This is a genomic window from Pseudomonas sp. Tul2A7, from assembly GCF_054790505.1.
Window position 1 is genome coordinate 57,617 of record NZ_CP186499.1, and the last position, 20,590, is coordinate 78,206.

The window sequence follows — 20,590 nt, forward strand, 5'->3', positions numbered from 1 at the left end:
CTCCTTGTCACCCGGACATACAGGCCTTCGCAAGGCCCGTGCCATCGGCATAAACGCTTTGATTTCAATCGGTTGGAAATACACGCCGCAGGCACCGCACCATTCCTGTGCGGCAAATGCCCCAACCGGATTGCCCCCGCTTCATTGCGACGCACTGCATCGCCTATCACCAGCATAGTCAGAGTTGATTTCACTGCCCGGCACTGCCTGCGGATAATCCGCGCATTCGCTGCAAAACTTCCCCGCGCACAGCGCCGCGAAGTCGCCAGCTCAACTGACCTGGACTGCCCTCGCAGCCCGCCCCGCTGTAACCCTGACCGGTTTCCTCTCCTTATCGGTCTTCCCTTTTAGCCACCCTCTCCGGTGGTTTTTTTTTGCCTCGGTTTCTTGTTTCAGGGTTTTGCTTACGCCGGAAATGACAACGGCCAACCCGAAGGTCAGCCGTTGTTCAACAAATGAAACCAGAGATCAGTTCAAACGGTGGCGGTTGCGCACCTCCTGTTTCACACCCCAGCCTTCGATAATGCCGCCCAGAGGTTCAACCACGGCAGAGAAACCCTGCTCGAAGTCGCCGATATCGTCATAGGTCGCGTACATCACTTTGCTCAATTCCAGCGCCCACGCACCGTCATCACGCACGCTGACCTGGGCATTGATGGACTCACCGCGAAATTTGCCTGCCGCCCTGCGCGCCCGCTCCTCGTCCGGGAAAATCGCGTAGAACTCGATGGGATGGAATCGGGAAAAATCGAAACCGCCTTCTTTCATGCGGCGCAGAACATTGCTGCTGATGTCTTCTTGATAGGCTGTGCTCATGAATCGTCCCCCTCGCATAGATGGATAGACTTTCCGTATTCCCGCCCCGGGCCTTAGGCCAAAGTACGACGGCAACGTGGTTGCACGCGGGAACAAGCATGTAGCTGACAAGACCAGACCTTAGCGATCCGTTCGCTGATCTCGCTTGCAGAGTAGCCCCAAGTTAGAGCCGCTGCCAAGGCCTGGTGTTGAAGGTGACAAGAAGAATTTCAGATTGGGGTGATGCTGCGGATTTCGATGCTGTTCTGGGTTTTCAGGCTTTTCACCCCGGCATCGGCGGTGCGCCCTTCCAGATCGTTTAGATCCAGTTCGGCGGCGACAGGGAGTAGTCGCGCCTTGACCATTCGAGCGGCCTCATCATCAGTGGGGCATTCCGCCTGCTCGAACACCTCATCGACAATTTCACCATGATCGTCCACGAAAGTGACTTTCCACTTTTGCATCGGTGCCTCCTCGATCAAACCCGCAAGTGGGCTTACACCTAAATCGACTGGTACGCCGAAAGTTGGTTCAAAAGGATTACAGCGGGCGAAGATGAAAAAACGACATCTACTGTAGGAGTGAGCCTGGTCGCGATGTCGATTTCCCATCCAACGGTGATGTTGGTAGACAGACCGTAATCGCGAGCAGGCTCACTCCTACAAAGTTTTGCAGCGATTATTTAATCGTTGCTTGGCTTGTTGATCGCCTGCAGCACGTACTGCGGCAAAGCGAAGGCGCCGATGTGGATTTCCGGGTTGTAGTAGCGAGTGACGATGCCGCTGCCAATGAAGCGCTGTTGCAGGGTTTCACGGCTCAGCTTGCGGTAAGCCGGGTTGGTCGAGCCCCAGGCAAAGGTCATCGAGCCACCGATGTAGGTCGGCACTGCGGCTTGATAGAAGTGCCAGTCCGGGAACAGGCTGTTCAGACGCCCGGCCGTGGTTTTCACTTCGTCGATCTGCATGAACGGCGTGCCGTTCTGGGTCACGAGGATGCCGCCCTCGTTCAGGCAGCGATGGCACGCCTGGTAAAAGTTCTCCGAGAACAGCACTTCGCCCGGGCCGATCGGGTCGGTGGAGTCGGAGATGATCACGTCGAATTTTTCCGTGGTGGTGGCGACGAAACGCATGCCGTCGTCGATCACCAGGTTCAGGCGTGGATCGTCGTAGGCGCCGCTGGAGTGGTTCGGCAGAAACTCTTTGCACATGTCGACCACGGTGCCGTCGATCTCGACCATGGTGATGTGCTCGACACCGGCGTGCTTGGTCACTTCACGGAGCATGCCGCCGTCACCGCCACCAATGATCAGCACGCGCTTGGCGCTGCCGTGGGCGAGGATCGGCACGTGGGTGAGCATTTCGTGGTAGATGAATTCGTCGGCTTCGGTGGTCTGGATCACGCCGTCCAGCGCCATTACACGACCCATGCGCGGGTTCTGGAAAATCACCAGATGCTGGTGTTCGGTGCGCACTTCGTGCAGCAGTTTTTCCATGCGAAAACGCTGGCCGTAGCCTTCGTAGAGGGTTTCCAGGTACTCGCTGGTTTTGGTGACGGTCATGGTCAAGTGCTCCGATGAATGCGCGGGCGTCAATCGTGGGGACGATTGCCCGGGAAAGGCGCGCATTCTACGTTGCCGAAGATGACAGGTCGAACCTCACTTCATCGGCAGACCACAATCCCATGTGGGAGCGAGCCTGCTCGCGAAGGCGGCGTACCAGTCAACATTGTCGGTGACTGATCTAGCGCTTTCGCGAGCAGGCTCGCTCCCACAGGGGTAATGCGGTGTTATCAGATCCGCACGTTACCCCGCGGTCCGGCAATCGCCCAGATGATCAGGCCCAGCACCGGCAGGAGGATGATCAGCAGCACCCAGACGATTTTCATCCCGGTGGTCGCGCCGCTTTTCAACACGTTGATGATGGCCCAGATGTCGAGGGCAAGGATGATCAGGCCAATCAGACCGTTGAACGTGGAACCCATAGTGTCGCTCCAGAATAGTGGCATGCACTTTTAGGATAGACGGTCGCGCGCAGGGTTCCCTTTTATTGCGTTCAGACGTGAACAGCGATCTTCAGGGCTTCAAGCGATGGCGCCGCGGCGATGCCGACTTCGGCGCACAACTCCAGTACCCGTGGCACGTCGTTGCCGTAGACCAAAACCATCTGCAGCTCGTCGTCGAGCAACTGACTGAAGTTCATCAGCGTGTAACCGCCGTTTTCCTTGTTCATGCTGCTCATTTGCACCTGGATTCGATTGAGCGCAGTCAGTGCTTCGGTCTTGGCCAGTTGCTTGGGCTTGAGGTTGAAATCAACGCCCGGGCCAAAAGAGGCAACGATCTGCGCGAACAGGTCAACGTAGGTGTCAGCCTGGAACAGCACGGTTTCCGGCAGACTGCCGACCACCACCCACTCGCCCAGCGGAATCGGAAAGGTGTCGTCGTAGTTGATGTCCGGATTGGCTGTCAGAAAGGCATCGGCATCGGCGTAGGCCTGTGCCGCTTCGTCGGCGACTTTCACGATCTCGTCCTCGCCCATGCAGCCGGAGCTGATTTTGCTGATGAGTTCGACGAGTGCGGCTTTCATGAGGGCGGATCCTGTGGCGAAGGTGAATTTCGAGGGCGCGGAGGATAGCGCACAAAGCAAAAGATCGCAGCCTGCGGCAGCTCCTGCAAATTCAGCGTTCGACCGCGAAACGGGCCACAAACGCAATCAGTGCAGGAGCTGCCGCAGGCTGCGATCTTCTGATCTTATCAACCCAACAATTTTTCCAGCTGCGCCGTGGTATCAACCGCGCCCATCGTCCGTGCAGCGTCGAGCGCCGTCACGCCGTTGGCGTCCTTGGCCTGCGCGTTGGCGCCTTTGCTGATCAGGTATTCAACGATTGCAACGCGGTTGAACATCGCCGCCATCATCAGCGCCGTACGACCATCAAACGACGAGCCTTCGATCTCGGCACCCGCCTCGACCAGCGCCTTGACCACTGCCAAATCACCTTTGAACGCCGCACCGGCAATCGGACTCTGGCCGTTGCCATTGCGCATTTCCGGGTCAGCCTTGTGTTTAAGCAGTACGTTCACCGCATCGACATGGCCGTAGTAGCTCGCCAGCATCAGCAGCGTGTCACCCTTGCTATTTTTCAGGTTGACCGGCAAACCGGCGCTGACCAGGCGATCGAGCATCTCAGCATCACCGTCACGCGCCTTGTTGAAAACCTGCTCGGTGAATTCGGCAGCTTCTTCAGGGGTCATCTGGCGGCTTTGGTCGGACATGGGGCAACTCCACTTTCGGTCAATCGGAAAGCCGACAGTTTCCCGAGCGCGACGGTGGCTGTCACCCCCTTTTTCTCAAGCCGTCTCATAGCCAGATTCAATAACGATGTTTGCCTTGATGAATTTCGGCCAATACGTCGTCAGTGACCCGAACATAAGTCTGCGTTCCGGGCAGCCAGGCGTAGATCGGATCATCGCCCGTCTGACCGGGGTCGAAGCCTTCATTTTTCAGGCGGGTTTTCTGATATTTGAAGGTGCCGGTGGTTTCCATCTTGACCTTCACTCGCAGGAACAACGGCACGGCATAGGCCGGCATACGCTCCCGGGCAAAGGTCAGCAACTCGGCGAAATCCAGCGTCGCAAGGGATTCCGCAGGCGTTATCGCCGCCATCCCGGCACGGCCGTTGGTATTGCGGATTTCCACGCCATAAGCCACTGCTTCGGAGATGTGCGGGTGTTGCAGCAACAGGTTTTCGACTTCAGTGGTCGAGACGTTTTCGCCCTTCCAGCGATACGTATCACCGAGCCGATCAACAAATTGTGCGTGGCCAAAACCGATATTGCGCAGTAGGTCGCCGGTGTTGAAAAAGCGATCGCCTTTGCTAAACACGTCGTGCAACACGACCTTGGCGGTTTTCTGCGGATCGGTGTAGCCGTCCAGCGGCGCCTTCTCGTCGATCCGCGCCAGCAGCAAGCCCTGCTCGCCCTTGCCAACCTTGCGCATGAAACCGTCAGCGCTGCGCAGCGGTTCGCCGCTGTCATGATCGTAGGCCACCAGCTCCCACGCCATCAGCGAGAAGCCAATGGTGTTGTCGAAGTTGAGAATGTTGGTGAAACCGATATTGCCGTCGCTCGCCGCATACAGCTCGCAGATGTGCTCGACGGCGAAACGGGTCTTAAACTCGGCCCAGGCGCCGGGACGCAAGCCGTTGCCGATCATCTTGCGCACGTCGTGCCGACTGTCATCGGCGCTGGCCGGTTGATCGACCAGATAACGACACAACTCGCCGACATAACCGATGGTGGTCGCGCGATAACGACGCACGTCGTTCCAGAACTGGCTGGCGCTGAACTTGCGACGAATCGCGAAGCCCGAGGCGCCGTTGACTGCCGAGCCCCAGCACACGCAAAGACCGGTGGCGTGATACAGCGGCAAAGTGCAATAGACAACGTCATCGGGGCCCATGTTGAGGGCGATCATGCCGAAACTGGCGGAGCTGCGCATCCAGCGCCCGTGCTTGAACACCCCAGCCTTGGGCAGGCCGGTGGTGCCGGAGGTGTAAATGTAGAAACACGGATCGTCGAAAAACACCTGCTGACTGCTCGACGGGTTCTCGCTGGAGGCATCGGCACTGGCGCTGATCAGATTGACGTAGCCTTCGGGCGCAATGCCCGGATGGCTGTAGGTGTCCTGATCGGCGACAAACCAGGTGCGCGGCGCGGTGATCGCCACTTGCTCGCGAATCGCCGCATAAGCCGGAAGCAGCTCTTCGCCGACGACAATCGCCACCGGCGCTACCAGATTGACACTGTGGATCAGCGTGTCGCGGGTCTGCGAGGTATTGAGCAGCGCGCTGACCGCACCGACCTTGGCCAGCGCCAGAATCGTCACCAGCAGTTCCGGGCGGTTTTCGATGAACACCGCGACCACGTCGCCCTTGCCAATGCCCTGCCCGTTCAGATAGTGCGCGATGCGGTTGGCCCATTGGTTGACCTGCGCATAGGTCAGCAGCACTTCACCCTGTAATAGCGCAGGCCCTTCGGGATTGCGCAGTGTCGCTTGCTCGAACGTCCAGCCAAGGCCACAGCTTTGGGTCGGATCCGTGACATTGGCCACCTTCATGCCCTTGACCACTCGCGGAATGGCTTTGGCAATCATCGGCAGTTTGCGGAGCATCATGCCCCAGGTAATCGTGTCGCTTGGCGCGTGGCTCATGGAAGCTCCCCGTCCGACCTTGGCGTGCAGGTCGATGTTTTTATTTTTCGGGCTTTGGCTTGAAGCAACCGACGCGTTCGAGCGCGGGTCGAGATCGAAAATACGTCAGCGCTTCTCGGGCTGTACACGCGGTTTTTGCAATGTTTTGTATCCGCTGATCGGCCGACGGCGGCGATGATCATCGGGTAAGCGATTGGTTCCGTTGTTTCGACAACGATCCCGCAAAATGCAGGATGCACGATGGCCATTCATGCAGTTTGCACGACAACCTGAATTTTCCTATTTTTTAACTTATTGATTTATAAGGATTTTATTAATTTCAAATGCTGGCACAATCGCTGCAACCTCCTCTGCATGCTTGCCATTCAAGTGCATACGGAGCTGAAAGACATGAGCCTGATCCAAGAAAAATTTACCTCCCTGTTCTCCAACTTCGACGTCACCACTGCGCCACGTCCCGATGGCGGGATTCTGCTGACTCTGCGCAGCAGCGACGGCAAAGTGTTCAAACGCGCACTGACCTATCAGCAACTGCATGCCGGCGACCAATTGTCGTGGGCGATCAGTGCAATTCGCCGCGACCTGGCTGAACAAGCCAGTGAACTGCCGCAAATTGCCATGCTGCAGAGCCAGCAGCGTTTTGCTCTGCCGACTTATCACTCGCTGTAATTTATAAAGCGCTTTAAACAAGACAGGCCGTGGAGCTTTCGCTTCACGGCCTGTTTTTTTGTGGCTGACGCCAATCCCCTGTGGGAGCGAGCCTGCTCGCGAATAGGCTGTGTCAGCCACTGAAAATGCTGGCTGAACGGACGCTTTCGCGAGCAGGCTCGCTCCCACATTTGGATCGAGTGTGGGTTAGAAAGCTTCGGGTTCTATGCCGGTGAACGTGTCGACGGTGATGTGGCTGCCCAGCTCGCCGCCTTCACGGGCGAGGCCGCAGGTTTGCAGGCCGGCTGCTTGCGCGGCGTCGAGCTCTTCGACGATATCCGAGAGGAACAGGATTTCTTCGGGTTCGACGCCAATGGCTTTCTGGATATTGGTGTACGACTGCGCCTCACGCTTGGGCCCCGACGTCGTGTCGAAATAGCCGCTGAACAGCGGTGTCAGATCCCCCGCCTCCGAGCAGCCAAAAATCAGCTTCTGCGCTTGGATCGATCCCGACGAGTACACAAACAGTTGATAACCGGCAGCATGCCAGCGTCGCAACGCTTCAACGGCATCCGGGTAAACATGCCCCTTCAAATGCCCGGCGTGATAACCCTGGGCCCAGACCATGCCTTGCAAGGCTTTGAGCGGCGTGGCTTTGCGATCTTCCTCGATCCAGCTCAACAGAATCTCGACAACCCGTTCAACATCGGCCTGCGGCGCGTTGCTGTCACGGCGCACGGCGTCGAGTTGCTCGGCAACATCGGCGCGTTCGGCGTTCTGCCGAACGAAATCCGGCAAATGTTTGGCCGCGTAGGGAAATAGCACGTCAAACACGAAACTCACCGCGCTGGTGGTGCCTTCGATGTCAGTGACAATGGCTTTGATCGACATCGAATCAGTCCTCCAGACGCGGGAAGCGGCCGGCGATGTCTTCGCCGGTGAAATTGGCAACCCAGCCTTCAGGGTTGTTGAACAGGCGAATCGCGACAAAGTGCGGATGCTCGCCCATGTCGAACCAGTGCTTGGTGCCGGCCGGTACCGAGATCAGATCGTTCTTCTCGCACAGTACGGCGTAGACGTAATCGTCGATATGCAGAGTGAACAGCCCACGGCCGGCGACGAAAAATCTGACTTCGTCTTCGCCATGGCGATGTTCTTCGAGGAACTTGGCGCGCAATTCAGCTTTTTGCGGGTGATCGCTGTTCAGGCTGATCACATCGACAGTGATGTAACCGCGCTCGGTCATCAATTTGTCGATCTGCTCTTTATAAGCGCTGATCACTTCTTCCTGGGTGGCGCCGGGCTGAATCTTCGCCGCGGCTTGCCAGCGGTCGAAGCGCACGCCCTGCTCGGCCAGGGTCGAGGCGATGTCTTCGAAGTGGGTCAGCACCTTGTTGGGAATATCGGGGCTGGAAACGTGATAGACGGACAGGCTGCTCATTGGGGCAATTCCTCGGTATCGGCCTTGCCGTCCGGTTCTTGCAGACCGGTCGGGCACAGCATTTCATCAGGCAAATGGGCTACTTCTGGTGAAGTCAGCCTTGGCGGTTCATGACGCTGCGGGTTTTCAACTCGCATTCAAACAGAAATTCAAAGGCCTCGATCTGCCGCAGCGCGTCGTTCATCTGCGCGCCCCAGGTGTAGAGGCCGTGGCCGCGAATCAGATAACCGACGCAATCGGGATGGGCGTCGAGCCAAGGCTGCACCTTGGCGGCGAGGCGCGCAATGTCCTGATCGTTGTCGAAAATCGGCACGCGCACCCTGGATTCGTGGGTCGAAATGCCGCTGAAGGCTTTCTGCAATTCGTAGTCTTCGAACTCGATAAAGTCTTGCGGGGTCAGGCGCGACAGCACCGTGGCATTCACCGAATGGGTGTGCAGCACTGCGCCGATCTCCGGCCGCCAGCTATACAGCTGGGTGTGCAGCAAGGTCTCGGCGGACGGCTTTTTGCCCGGTTCCAGGCTGTTGCCCGACAGATCGGTGGCGAGCACATCGTCCAGACCCAACTGGCCTTTGTGCTTGCCGGACACGGTCAGCAGCGCTTCGCTCGGCGACAGGCGCGTCGAGTAATTGCTGCTGGTGGCCGGCGACCAGCCGCGACCATAAAGAAAGCGCCCGGCGTCGACGATTTGCTGGGCGAGTTGTTCACGCGTAAGGCTCATGGCCTGTCCTCTTGCATACGTGTGGCAATGATAACGGCAGCAGCGAGCGCCGCGAGACTGGCAATACTAAAGGTCAATGTCGCGCCGAGGGCATTCCAGCTGTAACCGGAATACAACGCACCGAGCGCACCGCCGGTGCCGGCCAGTGCGGCGTACAACGCCTGGCCCTGCCCTTGCTGGCGCGCGCCGAAGCTACGTTGCACGAAAGCGATGGCAGCGGCGTGAAAACTGCCGAAGGTCGCCGCATGAAGCACCTGTGCAAACAACAGCACCCACAGGAACTCGGCGAACGAACCTAGCAGCAACCAGCGCAGCGCCGCCAGCAGAAAACTCGCCATCAGCACCCGACGCAGGGAAAACCGCGCAAGAATCCGGCTCATCGCCATGAACATCAGCACTTCTGCGACCACACCCACGGCCCAGAGCATGCCGATGGTGCCGCGTGTGTAACCGAGTCGTTCCAGGTGCAAGGTCAGAAAGGTGTAATACGGGCCGTGGCTCATTTGCATCAGCGCCACGCAGCCGTAAAACGCCAGCACGCCGGGATTGCGCAGTTGCTTGAGAAAGCCCTCACCGCTCGGCCGATTGCCTTGCGGCGGTTGCGCATTCGGCACCCACAGACTGCTGAGGACGATGCCGGCCATGATCAACACCAGCGCCGCCGGATAGATGTCGAGGCTCAGCCATTCGAACAGCCGGCCCAGCACCACAACGGTGATGATGAAACCGATTGAGCCCCACAGGCGAATCTGGCTGTAACGCGAGGTCTGCCCTTGCAAATGCGCCAGGGTGATGACTTCGAACTGCGGCAGCACCGCGTGCCAGAAGAATGCGTGCAGCGCCATGACCATCGCCAGCCAAGCGTAGGTCTTGCTGACGAAAATCAACGAGAAGGTCAGCAGTGTGCACGCCGCGCCAAAGCGCACGATGGCCAGGCGTTTGCCGGTGTAATCGCCGAGCCAGCCCCAGATGTTCGGCGCCACGCAGCGCATCAGCATCGGGATCGCGACCAGTTCACCGATCCGCGCCGGACTGAAGCCGAGGTGATCGAAGTACAGCGCCAGAAACGGCGCTGTCGAACCGAGCAAGGCGAAATAGAACAGATAGAAACTGGACAGCCGCCAGTAAGGGAGCGCCGCCACGGTTATGCCGCGACGGCTTCAAGGCCTGCCATCAAAGCTGACCCAGCACCGGCGTGCTCACGCGCACATCGGCGTTCTGGCCACGGTGACGCAGCAAGTGATCCATCAGCACGATGGCCATCATCGCTTCGGCAATCGGCGTGGCGCGGATACCGACGCACGGGTCGTGACGGCCCTTGGTGATCACGTCCACAGGGTTGCCGTGGATATCGATCGAACGACCCGGGGTGGTGATGCTCGACGTCGGCTTCAGCGCCAAATGGGCAACGATCGGCTGACCGGAGGAAATACCGCCAAGGATGCCGCCCGCGTTGTTGCTGAGGAAACCTTCCGGAGTCATTTCATCGCGGTGTTCGGTACCGCGCTGGGCAACCGAGGCGAAACCGGCGCCGATTTCCACGCCTTTAACGGCGTTGATGCTCATCAGCGCATGGGCCAGTTCGGCGTCGAGACGGTCAAAAATCGGCTCGCCCAGGCCCGGCATCACACCTTCGGCAACGACGGTGATCTTCGCCCCAACCGAGTCCTGATCACGGCGCAACTGGTCCATGTAGGCTTCCAGCTCCGGGACTTTGTCCGGATCCGGACTGAAGAAGGCGTTATCTTCCACCGAGTCCCAGGTCTTGAACGGGATTTCGATCGGGCCGAGCTGGCTCATGTAGCCACGGATGACGATGCCCTGGGTGGCCAGGTATTTCTTGGCGATCGCCCCGGCCGCCACGCGCATCGCGGTTTCGCGCGCCGAACTGCGGCCACCGCCACGGTAGTCGCGTTCGCCGTATTTGTGGTGGTAGGTGTAGTCGGCGTGGGCCGGGCGGAACAGATCCTTGATCGCCGAGTAGTCCTTGGACTTCTGGTCGGTGTTGCGGATCAGCAGGCCGATCGAGCAACCGGTGGTGCGCCCTTCGAACACGCCAGAGAGGATTTCGACTTCGTCGGCTTCCTGACGCTGGGTGGTGTGGCGGCTGGTGCCGGGCTTGCGGCGATCGAGGTCGCGCTGCAGGTCTTCGAGGGAGATCTCCAGGCCCGGCGGGCAGCCGTCGACAATGGCGACCAACGCCGGACCATGGCTTTCGCCAGCGGTGGTGACAGTGAACAACTTGCCGTAGGTATTGCCGGACATGCAGGACGCTCCGTGAAATCAAACCCAAATTCGTGATGCGCGCCAGTATACGCAGGCTAACCGAGTAGTTCATCCTCGAACCTTAGTGGTGCTGGCGAGTCCAACCGGCACCTTGGCGAATGATGGCGTGATGATGCTGCGAGTTTTGATCTTGAGTCTTACCCTCTTTACAGGCTTTGCCCAAGCTACGGTCCTACAACGTCCGGTCACTTTGGATACCGGTACCGGTGAGCTTTTCGGCTCGCTGTTGCTGCCGAAGTCCGACAACCCTGTGCCGGTTGTCCTGATTATTTCTGGCTCAGGTCCTACGGATCGTGACGGAAACAACCCCGACGGTGGGCGCAACGACAGCCTAAAACGCTTGGCGTGGGTGCTGGCCAAACACAACATCGCCAGCGTGCGTTACGACAAGCGCGGAGTTGCGGCGAGCCTGGCGGCGACGCCGGATGAGCGCAATTTGTCGGTAGAAGCCTACGCGGCGGACGCGGTGGCGTGGGGGCAGAAGCTCAAGGCCGATCCGCGTTTCGGCAAATTGATCCTGCTCGGCCACAGTGAAGGCGCGCTGATTGCCAGCCTCGCCGCGCCGAAAGTCGATGCGACGGCGGTGATTTCCCTGTCCGGCAGCGCCCGTCCGGTCGATCAGGTGATCCGCGAGCAACTGGCCCGCAGCCTGCCACCGCCGCTGATGCTGCGCAGCAATGAATTGCTCGACAGCCTCAAGGCTGGCAACACCGATGACAATGTGCCGCAACCGTTGCAGGTGATTTTCCGCCCGAGCGTGCAGCCGTATCTGATTTCGCTGTTCCGTCAGGATCCGGCAAAAGCCTTCGCGCAATTGCAGATGCCGGCGCTGATCGTTCAGGGCAGCAACGACATGCAGGTCGGCGTTGGCGATGCGCAAGCGCTAAAGGCCGCCAAACCCGACGCCGAACTCGCGGTGATCGACGGCATGAACCATGTCATGCGCATCGTTCACAACGATATGAAGCGGCAATTGGCTTCGTACAAGGATCCAAATTTGCCGCTGGCAGCGGAACTGGGCAGCAAGATCATCGAGTTTATTGACGGACTTCGCGCCAGTTAAGCGTTGTTTGCCCTCTAGTCCTGCAAAAAACGGCCGATAAGCCTTTGTCGCCAGCGCAACAGCTGGCGACAAGCAGGGCTTGGACAGGATCTCGCCGTTATGACTGATACCCAGACTTCACCCGACACCACCGCTGAAAAAGACGCACCGCCAGCGGTCGAGCTGCCGTGGGCGGATGTCCACGTCGAGCACCACAAGATGCTCCGCCTGGCCCCGCTGCAAACTGATCGCAACACTGGCGGGCGGCCATTGCGCTTCGTCGAATTCGGTTACGCCGAGCGCAACAGCAAAGAAAAAAGCCTGATGCGCATGGCGATCAAACTGCCCGGCCAGCGTGTGCGCAAAGAGCAGAATCAGCTGGACGTGTGGGTCGATCACACCACCAAGCGTGTGCACTTCGGCCCCGACAGCGGCTTGCAGATCGAACCGATGAACCGTGGCATCGGCCGTTACATGGCCGCGCAAGGCATCAATTGGGCGAAAAAGCGTTGGCCGACCTACACCGTCGACGGCATGGACTTGAACAACAAGGACGCGCTGAACGAAGACACGCGTCTGCGTCGCGATCACTTTTTGCGCGTGCACGGGTTTGATGTGGTGTACGCCGATGCCCAGCATTTGAAGGGCAGCGTCAAGGAAGTGCAGGTTGGCGATTTGCTCGGCGACTGGAACAGCGAAAAGCTGCAGATCGTCGAAATTCTTGAAGCGGCGCAGATGCTTCAGCAGGCCGAGCAGAATCTGGCCGAGCAGGAAGTGAAGCTGAAGAAGCAGGAAGACAAGGTCAGCAAGTTCAAGCGTGAAGATGCCGGGTTGCGTTTCACCATCACGTGTCTGGTGGCGTTTGCGGTGTTTCAGGCGGGGTTGTTGATCTGGATTGCCACACACCGGTAACAGCTTGAACCCGAGTCGCGGCCATTCGCGAGCAGGCTCGCTCCCACCTTGGAATGCATTTTCCTGTGCTTGATCGTTCCCACGCTCCGCGTGGGAACGATCGGCCGGTTAAACGCGGGAAGCGAACAGCGCCTGATGATCGCGGCACTGCTCCGCCGTCAGCATGAACACGCCATGCCCGCCGCGCTCGAATTCGAGCCAGGCGAAATCGACTTCCGGGTACAGCGCGTCAACGTGCACCTGGCTGTTGCCCACTTCAACGATCAGCAAGCCCTTCTCGGTCAGGTGATCCGCCGCTTCAGCGAGCATGCGTCGAACCAGGTTCAGCCCATCATCACCACAGGCCAGACCCAGCTCCGGTTCATGCTGATATTCGTCCGGCATGTCAGCGAAATCTTCCGCATCCACGTAAGGCGGGTTCGACACGATCAGGTCGAAACGCTGACCCGGCAAACCATCAAAACCATCACCCTGAACGGTATAGACGCGCTCATCGACACCATGCCGCTCGATGTTCTGGTTGGCCACTTCCAGCGCTTCGAACGACAGATCCGCCAGCACCACTTCGGCGTTCTGGAACTCGTAGGCGCAGGCGATACCGATGCAACCGGAACCGGTGCACAGGTCGAGAATGCGCGCAGGTTCGGTGCCGATCCACGGGGCAAAGTGGTTTTCGATCAGTTCGCCAATCGGTGAACGCGGGATCAACACACGCTCATCGACGATAAACGACATGCCGCAGAACCACGCCTCGCCCAACAGGTAAGCGGTGGGAATGCGCTCTTCGATACGGCGCTTGAGCAAACGCTGCAAATTGACCAGCTCATCGTCTTCCAGCGCGCAATCGAGGTAGCTGTCGGCGATTTCCCACGGCAGGTGCAAAGCGCCGAGCACCAGTTGCCGCGCTTCGTCCCAGGCATTGTCGGTGCCATGGCCGAAAAACAGATCCTCCCCATGGAAGCGGCTGACGGCCCAACGGATGTGGTCGCGCAGGGTACGAAGTCGGGAAGTGATCACGGGGCAGAACTCCAGAAAAAACGACTGGCGATTCTACCAGCCAAAACGCCTGACGACGACGCAGGAAAAACATCGCAGCGACGGTAGGAGTTTTCTGTTTTTTGCATCAGCTATTGAACAGAACGTGTAACTTGACAAGGCTGCAGGCCAATAACGACGGTGCCTACGATGGTAGCGATTCACAGAACCGCTCAGCCAGAGGACAATGTCGCAAAAGCCCCACCCCAAGGAGCCCCAGAATGTCCGTTCCAAAAACGATGTTTCAACTCAGCGGTCGCGGTTATGCAGCGGCCACACTGAGCCATGCCACCGTGGTCATCATCGATGCCCAGAAAGAGTATCTCAGTGGCCCGCTGGCCCTGAGCGGCATGGACGCGGCCGTCGCGAACATCAAACAAGTGGTTGCCGCAGCCCGTGCAGCCGGTCGGCCGATCGTGCACGTGCGTCACCTCGGCACCGTCGGTGGCCTGTTCGACCCGCAGGGCGAACGCGGCGAATTCATCCCCGGCCTTGAGCCACAAGGTGATGAAACCATTATTGGCAAACTGCTGCCGAGCGCGTTCCACGGCACCGAGTTGCTCGATCGTCTGCAAAACCTTGGCTCGCTCGACTTGATCGTCTGCGGTTTCATGAGCCATTCCAGCGTCAGCACCACCGTACGTGCAGCGAAGAACCTGGGCTTCCGTTGCACCCTGGTGGAAGACGCCTGCGCCACCCGCGACTTGCCGTTCAAGGGCCGCGTGCTCAGCGCCGCCGTTGTGCAGGAAGCCGAAATGGCGATCATGGCGGACAACTTCGCCACCCTCGCACTGACTCAAGACCTGATCTGATCTGCTCTGATGAGCGGCTCACGGCGCCGCTCATCCGCAAAATCCTCTCATTTGCCGCAAATGCCATAGCCTCAGGAACAACCCGGTCAACTCCCGGTCGAAGGGCCGATACCCATTGAGGAAGGTCGGAATGAAGTTATCCGATGGATTTGACGCACGCCGCTTGCGGCCCAAAGGCCAAAGCAACTGGCGTTTTCGATTCGGCGCAGCGATCGCCGCCATTCTGGCGACGTTCGGCGTGCTGTTGGCGATGGCCGGGGCGGCCAGCCTGCTCGGGCGCCCGCCAGCGCTCGGTGACTTGAATGCTACGCCGATGGGCTCGGCGATCATTCTGGCGGTCGGTTTGCTGTTTCTGTATTTCGGTGTCGCCCTGTGGCGCCGCTGCCGCCGTCGCGCACGGCAATCGCGGGAACTGAACATGTCCCCGCACCTGATGAAAAAACACGACTGACTCACCGGCCTGGCTTTTTGCCGGGCCGTTTTGTTTCGACTTGGGTAAACTGGCCGCCCTTCGCGGAGGCTGACATGCAAGACGACGATTTTTCCCTGTTCAAAAGTGCGATCCAAGGCGTCAAGCCGATCAAGCACGACCGCGCCGACACCGGCAAACCCAAGGCTGACCGCGCACAGATCGCCAAGCTGCGCCAGTCCGCCACCGTGCGCACCGACACCGCTACCGTTGATGGCCTGTCCGATCAGTTTGTGATTGATGTCGGCCCGGAAGACGAGTTGATGTGGTCCCGTGACGGCGTGCAGGAAAGTCAGATGCGCAAGCTCAAGGTCGGCCAGATTCCGTTCGAGGGCAGCCTCGACCTGCACGGCATGAGCGTGGAAAAGGCCCGCGAAACGCTCTGGGCGTTTCTCGCCGAAGCGACCAAATTCGAAATCCGCTGCGTGCGCGTCACCCACGGCAAGGCTGTGCGCCTGGACGGCAAGCGGCCGATGATCAAAAGCCACGTCAACACCTGGTTACGCCAGCACGCGCAAGTGCTGGGTTTCTGCTCGTGCCAGGCGAAACACGGCGGGGCCGGTGCGGTTTACGTGATGCTTAAACGCACCATGATGGAAGGTCGCGACGAATAATCCCGTTACACCGAACTTGCAGGGTTGTGTCCGCCACCGTACCCTTGCCCTTTGCGAAAATCCCCACAGGTAGTTTCATGTCCCTGGAACAGAATTACACCGCGATTCTCGGCCAATTGGGCGAGGACGTGTCCCGCGAGGGCCTGCTCGACACGCCAAAGCGTGCCGCCAAAGCCATGCAGTACCTCTGCCGCGGTTATGAACAGACGCTCGAAGAGGTCACCAACGGTGCCCTGTTCAGCTCCGACAACAGCGAAATGGTGCTGGTCAAGGACATCGAGTTGTACTCGTTGTGCGAACACCACCTGCTGCCGTTCATCGGCAAGGCGCACGTTGCGTACATCCCGAGCGGCAAAGTGCTGGGCCTGTCGAAGGTCGCGCGGATCGTTGATATGTACGCTCGCCGCTTGCAGATTCAGGAAAACCTCAGCCGGCAGATCGCCGATGCGGTGCAGCAAGTGACTGGTGCACTGGGCGTGGCGGTGGTGATCGAGGCCAAGCACATGTGCATGATGATGCGCGGTGTCGAGAAGCAGAATTCTTCGATGATCACCTCGGTGATGCTCGGCGAGTTCCGTGAAAACGCCGCGACTCGCAGCGAGTTTCTCAGCCTGATCAAGTAATTTGCTGCACGAAGAAAACCGGCATTCATCGCCGGTTTTTTTTCGCCCGTGAAAAATCGGGTAAGCTGCGCGCCTTTCTTTATTTGCACCGTGAGGCTTCAACGTGTTCGTCAAAGCGCTTCGTGTCGGCCTCGGCCAACTGGTTATTTTCATCGACTTCATTACTCGTCCGGGCAAGAAACAGCGCCCTGCCGAAACTCAGGCCCAGATCAATGCCGCCGCGCAAGGCCTGACCCTGTATCAGTTCCATGCTTGCCCGTTCTGCGTGAAAACCCGCCGTACGCTGCGTCGCCTGAATGTGCCGGTGGCGCTGAAGGATGCGAAGAACAACGAGCAGGATCGTCAGGCGCTGCTGGAACAGGGTGGCCGAATCAAGGTGCCTTGCCTGCGCATTGAAGAGAATGGGCAGACGACGTGGATGTATGAGTCCAAGGTGATTATTGATTATCTGGACAAGCGGTTTGCGGCGGTCTGATGCATCTGCATCAGGCTTGATGGCCCTATCGCGAGCAGGCTCACTCCTACATTTGGAATGCGTTCCCCTGTAGGAGTGAGCCTGCTCGCGATGAGGTCATTACAGGCACCAAAAATCTCAAACGAAAATAAACCGGCCCTCGAGCCGGTTTATTTGTTTTCAAGCCGCTTTATCTACCTGCGCCCGCCGCACCACCGTCGCTAATCGCTTCAAACCTTCATCCAGTCGCGCCGGATCGATATGGCTGAAATTCAGGCGCAAATGCCCATGATGGTTATCCGGCTCCGGAAAGAACGGCTCACCCGGCATGAACGCCACATCATTGGCCAATGCCTCGTTGAGCAACGTTCGCGTATCCAGCGGTTGCTTCAACGTCAGCCAGAAAAACAGCCCGCCCTGCGGCATGTTCCAATCCGCCAGATCAGAAAAATGCCTTTCCAGCGCTGCTTGAAAGACATCGCGCCGCTGCCGATAGAACCCACGCAATTCGCTCAAGTGCTGCTGATACTTCTCCGTGCCGATCCATTGCAGCGCCTGCCACTGACCGATGCGGTTGGTGTGCAGATCTGCCGATTGTTTGAGCTTGAGCAGATGCGGGAACAGGTCCGGGCTGGCGATCAGGTAGCCAACGCGCAAACCGGGCAGCAGGGTTTTCGACACGGTGCCGGTGTAAATCCAGCTCGCCGTCTTCAGACGCCCGGCAATCGGTTTGGCGCTACCGCCATCGAAAGTCAGTTCACGATAGGGTTCATCTTCGATCAGGGTGACGCCGAATTCATCGAGCAATGCGGCGACGGCAGCACGCTTCGCCTCGCTGTAGCGGACGGCGGACGGGTTCTGGAATGTTGGAATCAGATAGATGAACGCCGGACGTCGCTGCTCCAGCCGCTCGCGCAATTGCGCCAGATTCGGGCCGTCGGACTCCTGCGCCACGGTCAGGCAATCGGCGCCAAACAGCTGGAAGATTTGCAGCGCAGCGAGATAGGTCGGCGCCTCCAGCAAAATTTCCGTGCCCTTGTCAATGTACAACTTGGCTGCCAGATCGAGGGTTTGCTGGGAACCACTGACCACCAGAACCTGACTCGCCGCGCAATCCAGGCCAAGCGCCCTCGCCTCTGCCGCCAACGCTTCGCGCAACGCCGGTTCGCCTTCGCTCATGCCGTATTGACCGAGCGCCAGCGGCATGTCCGCCCATTCGACTTTTGGCAGCATGGCTTCGGCGGGCAAGCCGCCAGCGAACGACATGACCTCCGGACGCTGGGCGGCGGCGAGTATTTCACGGATCAAAGAACTTTTAAGGCGCGAGACACGTTCGGAAAAAGCCATGGCGGTCACCGGTAGCAAAGGATGTGAAAAATGAGTCAAACTGGTTGACTGAAATTACGACAGCTTGAGCGAGTACGTCAACATGCTTGACCTTAAAAACCCTGCAAGCCAACAACAGGCGATGGAAGCGTTTTTCTTCGGCTATCAGGCCTTCACCGCCAAGGCTGATGAAATGCTCGAGCGCCGTGGGCTGTCGCGGGTGCATCAGCGCATTGTGTTTTTCATCGCGCGTTACCCGAATTTGAGCGTGAAGGAATTGCTCGGATTGCTCGGCGTAAGCAAACAAGCCTTGAACATGCCGTTGCGGCAGTTGCAGGAAATGCATCTGGTCGACAGCGTGGCGTCCGAGGCTGACAAGCGTAAGCGGCTCCTGGAGTTGACGGCGGAAGGTGCGAAATTTGAGCAGGCGTTGCGCCGTGAGCAGGTGAAATTGCTGGAGCGGGTGTTTGCCGAGGCTGGTGAGGCGGCGGTGAATGGCTGGCTGGCGGTGAACTTGGCTTTGGGGAATACCCAGACAGTTATCGATTGATTGTTCGGGCCTCATCGCTGGCAAGCCAGCTCCCACAGGTTTTGTGGACACCAGAGATCATTGTGGGAGCTGGCTTGCCAGCGATGGGGCCCTCAAGGGCGATATATCGCTATCGACGGAACTTTCGTAAACAAAACCAAAAACAATATTTGCTTTATTTGTACACAAAAGCATAATCCACAGCGTGCGAGTTCCTGACCGCATGGTCAACAAATTCGCGTATGCCTCAAAGGTCGCTGCCACCCCTCATGGGTCCGGCCCTGGAAATAACAATAAAACTCTTGAGGAGTACTCGCTGTGGAAAGCCGCAAATCCGAAGCATCGACGCTGGACCTCTCGCCACCATTACGCAGTGGCCTGCTGGAACGTCTGTTTAAACTCAGCTTGCATGGCACCACGGTGAAGACCGAGCTGATTGCCGGTCTGACAACCTTCATCACCATGGCCTACATCATCTTCGTCAACCCGAACATCATGGCCGATGCCGGGATCGATCACGGTGCAGCCTTCGTCGCCACCTGTATCGCCGCTGCACTGGGCTGCCTGTTGATGGGCCTGTACGCCAACTGGCCAGTGGGTCTGGCGCCGGGCATGGGCCTCAATGCGTTTTTCACCTACACCGTGGTCGGCACCATGGGCTACAACTGGGAAACTGCGCTGGGCGCGGTGTTCGTCTCGGGTGTGCTGTTCATGATCCTGACTTTCTCGCGGATTCGTGAGTGGTTGCTCAACAGCATTCCGGTCAGCCTGCGCTTTGCGATGGGTGCCGGTGTCGGTCTGTTCCTAGGTCTGATCGGCCTGAAAACTGCAGGCATCGTCGTCGATAGTCCGGCGACGCTGATCAAAATCGGCTCCCTGCGCGAGCCTGGCCCGCTGCTCGCGGCCATCTGCTTTCTGATGATCGCGATCCTCAGTTATCACCGTGTCTTCGGCGCGATCCTCATCAGCATCATCACCGTGACCCTGGCCGGTTGGGGCCTGGGCATCGTGCATTACGAAGGGATCATGTCGACTCCGCCGAGCCTGGCCCCGACCTTCATGGCGATGAACGTGGCCGGCGTGTTCAACGTCAGCATGATCAGCGTGGTACTCGCCTTCCTCTTTGTGCACATGTTCGACACCGCCGGCACGCTGATGGGCGTTGCCCAGCGCGCCAATCTGGTCAATGCCGACGGCCGTATCGAAAACCTCTCCCGGGCGATGAAAGCCGACAGTGCCTCCAGCGTCTTCGGCGCCGTGGTCGGTGTTCCACCTGTCACCAGCTATGTAGAAAGTGCTGCCGGCGTAGCCGCTGGTGGTCGGACTGGTCTTACCGCAGTCACCGTAGGTGTGCTATTTATAGCGGCAATGTTTTTCGCACCGCTGGCCGGCATGATTCCCGCTTACGCCACCGCCGGTGCGCTGATCTACGTGGCGATGCTGATGATGGGCGGCATGGCCCACATCGAATGGGACGAAGCCACTGACGCCATCCCGGCCATCGTCACCGCGATCATGATGCCACTGACCTTCTCGGTCGCCGACGGCATCGCGCTGGGCTTCATCACCTATGTGGCGTTGAAGGCCGGTACCGGCAAGTACAAGGAAATTTCCGTCAGCCTGTGGGTGCTCTGCGCGATTTTCATCGCCAAGTTCATCTTCTTGTAAGCGGCCCGCGG

General features: G+C 58.8%; 24 protein-coding genes. 10 read left to right on the forward strand and 14 right to left on the reverse strand.

All coding sequences use genetic code 11. The features are described from left to right. Nucleotides 1–468 precede the first annotated feature (468 nt). From ACOYXJ_RS00345 to ACOYXJ_RS00375, 7 genes are all read right to left on the reverse strand, one after another. Nucleotides 469–816, reverse strand: a complete 348-nt coding sequence (locus ACOYXJ_RS00345; RefSeq protein ID WP_007914059.1) for a ribonuclease E inhibitor RraB — start codon at nt 814–816, stop codon at nt 469–471. A 209-nt stretch (nt 817–1,025) separates the two neighbouring features. Then, entirely contained in the window at nt 1,026–1,259 is a 234-nt protein-coding gene (locus ACOYXJ_RS00350) for a hypothetical protein (RefSeq protein ID WP_150794501.1), read from the reverse strand. 218 nt (nt 1,260–1,477) lie between these two features. Further along, entirely contained in the window at nt 1,478–2,353 is an 876-nt protein-coding gene (gene speE, locus ACOYXJ_RS00355; RefSeq protein ID WP_016982904.1) for a polyamine aminopropyltransferase, read from the reverse strand. Between the two features lie 230 nt (nt 2,354–2,583). Continuing rightward, the gene (locus ACOYXJ_RS00360; RefSeq protein WP_007914053.1) at nt 2,584–2,775 is read right to left on the reverse strand and encodes a PLDc N-terminal domain-containing protein; all 192 of its coding nucleotides are present in this window, start codon (nt 2,773–2,775) and stop codon (nt 2,584–2,586) included. Between the two features lie 71 nt (nt 2,776–2,846). Then, complete coding sequence (locus tag ACOYXJ_RS00365) at nt 2,847–3,377, reverse strand: hypothetical protein (RefSeq protein ID WP_150730535.1); 531 nt, start codon at nt 3,375–3,377, stop codon at nt 2,847–2,849. Nucleotides 3,378–3,544: 167 nt separating this feature from the next. Further along, nucleotides 3,545–4,063, reverse strand: a complete 519-nt coding sequence (locus tag ACOYXJ_RS00370) for an ankyrin repeat domain-containing protein (RefSeq protein ID WP_095120017.1) — start codon at nt 4,061–4,063, stop codon at nt 3,545–3,547. 97 nt (nt 4,064–4,160) lie between these two features. Further along, nucleotides 4,161–5,999: a long-chain-acyl-CoA synthetase gene (locus ACOYXJ_RS00375; protein WP_460367328.1), complete on the reverse strand. Its 1,839-nt coding sequence runs from the start codon at nt 5,997–5,999 to the stop codon at nt 4,161–4,163. A gap of 390 nt (nt 6,000–6,389) precedes the next feature. Between ACOYXJ_RS00375 and ACOYXJ_RS00380 the strand changes: the two genes are divergently transcribed. Next, nucleotides 6,390–6,668 carry a DUF3509 domain-containing protein gene (locus tag ACOYXJ_RS00380; RefSeq protein WP_008080936.1) on the forward strand — a complete coding sequence of 93 codons (279 nt, stop codon included), beginning with the start codon at nt 6,390–6,392 and terminating at the stop codon, nt 6,666–6,668. Nucleotides 6,669–6,854: 186 nt separating this feature from the next. Here ACOYXJ_RS00380 and mtnC read toward each other — a convergent pair whose 3' ends face one another. From mtnC to aroC, 5 genes are all read right to left on the reverse strand, one after another. Continuing rightward, on the reverse strand, nt 6,855–7,538 hold the full coding sequence (mtnC, locus tag ACOYXJ_RS00385) for an acireductone synthase (RefSeq protein ID WP_460367331.1): 684 nt from the start codon (nt 7,536–7,538) through the stop codon (nt 6,855–6,857). A 4-nt stretch (nt 7,539–7,542) separates the two neighbouring features. Then, nucleotides 7,543–8,088 (reverse strand): 1,2-dihydroxy-3-keto-5-methylthiopentene dioxygenase, encoded by a 546-nt coding sequence (locus ACOYXJ_RS00390; protein ID WP_007914042.1) that lies wholly within the window; start codon nt 8,086–8,088, stop codon nt 7,543–7,545. Nucleotides 8,089–8,182: 94 nt separating this feature from the next. After that, nucleotides 8,183–8,809: a methylthioribulose 1-phosphate dehydratase gene (locus ACOYXJ_RS00395; RefSeq protein WP_123449599.1), complete on the reverse strand. Its 627-nt coding sequence runs from the start codon at nt 8,807–8,809 to the stop codon at nt 8,183–8,185. Further along, on the reverse strand, nt 8,806–9,951 hold the full coding sequence (locus ACOYXJ_RS00400) for an MFS transporter (RefSeq protein WP_150794497.1): 1,146 nt from the start codon (nt 9,949–9,951) through the stop codon (nt 8,806–8,808). Before ACOYXJ_RS00400 ends, ACOYXJ_RS00395 begins: the two co-directional genes overlap by 4 nt. Before the next feature lie 31 nt (nt 9,952–9,982). Next, nucleotides 9,983–11,074 (reverse strand): chorismate synthase, encoded by a 1,092-nt coding sequence (gene aroC, locus ACOYXJ_RS00405; protein WP_099758435.1) that lies wholly within the window; start codon nt 11,072–11,074, stop codon nt 9,983–9,985. A gap of 130 nt (nt 11,075–11,204) precedes the next feature. Here aroC and ACOYXJ_RS00410 point away from each other — a divergent pair, with 130 nt between their 5' ends. Next, entirely contained in the window at nt 11,205–12,158 is a 954-nt protein-coding gene (locus ACOYXJ_RS00410) for an alpha/beta hydrolase (protein WP_460367334.1), read from the forward strand. A gap of 99 nt (nt 12,159–12,257) precedes the next feature. Continuing rightward, complete coding sequence (locus ACOYXJ_RS00415) at nt 12,258–13,049, forward strand: hypothetical protein (RefSeq protein ID WP_110721157.1); 792 nt, start codon at nt 12,258–12,260, stop codon at nt 13,047–13,049. 108 nt (nt 13,050–13,157) lie between these two features. Here ACOYXJ_RS00415 and prmB read toward each other — a convergent pair whose 3' ends face one another. Next, complete coding sequence (gene prmB / locus ACOYXJ_RS00420) at nt 13,158–14,066, reverse strand: 50S ribosomal protein L3 N(5)-glutamine methyltransferase (protein ID WP_007914027.1); 909 nt, start codon at nt 14,064–14,066, stop codon at nt 13,158–13,160. Between the two features lie 239 nt (nt 14,067–14,305). On the opposite strand from prmB, the gene ACOYXJ_RS00425 reads away from it, so the two are divergent. The 5 genes from ACOYXJ_RS00425 (at nt 14,306) to ACOYXJ_RS00445 (ending at nt 17,077) form a co-directional block, all read left to right on the forward strand. Then, a complete protein-coding gene (locus ACOYXJ_RS00425) occupies nt 14,306–14,896 on the forward strand; it encodes a cysteine hydrolase family protein (protein WP_007914026.1) in 591 nt (196 codons plus the stop codon). Nucleotides 14,897–15,026: 130 nt separating this feature from the next. Further along, on the forward strand, nt 15,027–15,347 hold the full coding sequence (locus ACOYXJ_RS00430; RefSeq protein ID WP_007914024.1) for a hypothetical protein: 321 nt from the start codon (nt 15,027–15,029) through the stop codon (nt 15,345–15,347). A gap of 74 nt (nt 15,348–15,421) precedes the next feature. Beyond that, nucleotides 15,422–15,979 carry a Smr/MutS family protein gene (locus ACOYXJ_RS00435; protein ID WP_038366959.1) on the forward strand — a complete coding sequence of 186 codons (558 nt, stop codon included), beginning with the start codon at nt 15,422–15,424 and terminating at the stop codon, nt 15,977–15,979. Nucleotides 15,980–16,056: 77 nt separating this feature from the next. After that, nucleotides 16,057–16,602, forward strand: coding sequence for a GTP cyclohydrolase I FolE (gene folE, locus ACOYXJ_RS00440; RefSeq protein WP_003204506.1), 546 nt, complete (start codon nt 16,057–16,059; stop codon nt 16,600–16,602). 103 nt (nt 16,603–16,705) lie between these two features. Next, nucleotides 16,706–17,077, forward strand: coding sequence for a glutaredoxin family protein (locus ACOYXJ_RS00445; RefSeq protein WP_460367337.1), 372 nt, complete (start codon nt 16,706–16,708; stop codon nt 17,075–17,077). A gap of 159 nt (nt 17,078–17,236) precedes the next feature. On the opposite strand, the gene ACOYXJ_RS00450 is transcribed toward ACOYXJ_RS00445, so the two are convergent. Further along, a complete protein-coding gene (locus ACOYXJ_RS00450; RefSeq protein ID WP_460367339.1) occupies nt 17,237–18,403 on the reverse strand; it encodes an aminotransferase-like domain-containing protein in 1,167 nt (388 codons plus the stop codon). Nucleotides 18,404–18,485: 82 nt separating this feature from the next. Here ACOYXJ_RS00450 and ACOYXJ_RS00455 point away from each other — a divergent pair, with 82 nt between their 5' ends. Both ACOYXJ_RS00455 and ACOYXJ_RS00460 read left to right on the forward strand, forming a co-directional pair. Beyond that, on the forward strand, nt 18,486–18,932 hold the full coding sequence (locus ACOYXJ_RS00455) for a MarR family winged helix-turn-helix transcriptional regulator (protein ID WP_150794457.1): 447 nt from the start codon (nt 18,486–18,488) through the stop codon (nt 18,930–18,932). Nucleotides 18,933–19,229: 297 nt separating this feature from the next. Then, nucleotides 19,230–20,579, forward strand: coding sequence for an NCS2 family permease (locus ACOYXJ_RS00460; RefSeq protein WP_460367341.1), 1,350 nt, complete (start codon nt 19,230–19,232; stop codon nt 20,577–20,579). Nucleotides 20,580–20,590: the final 11 nt, after the last annotated feature.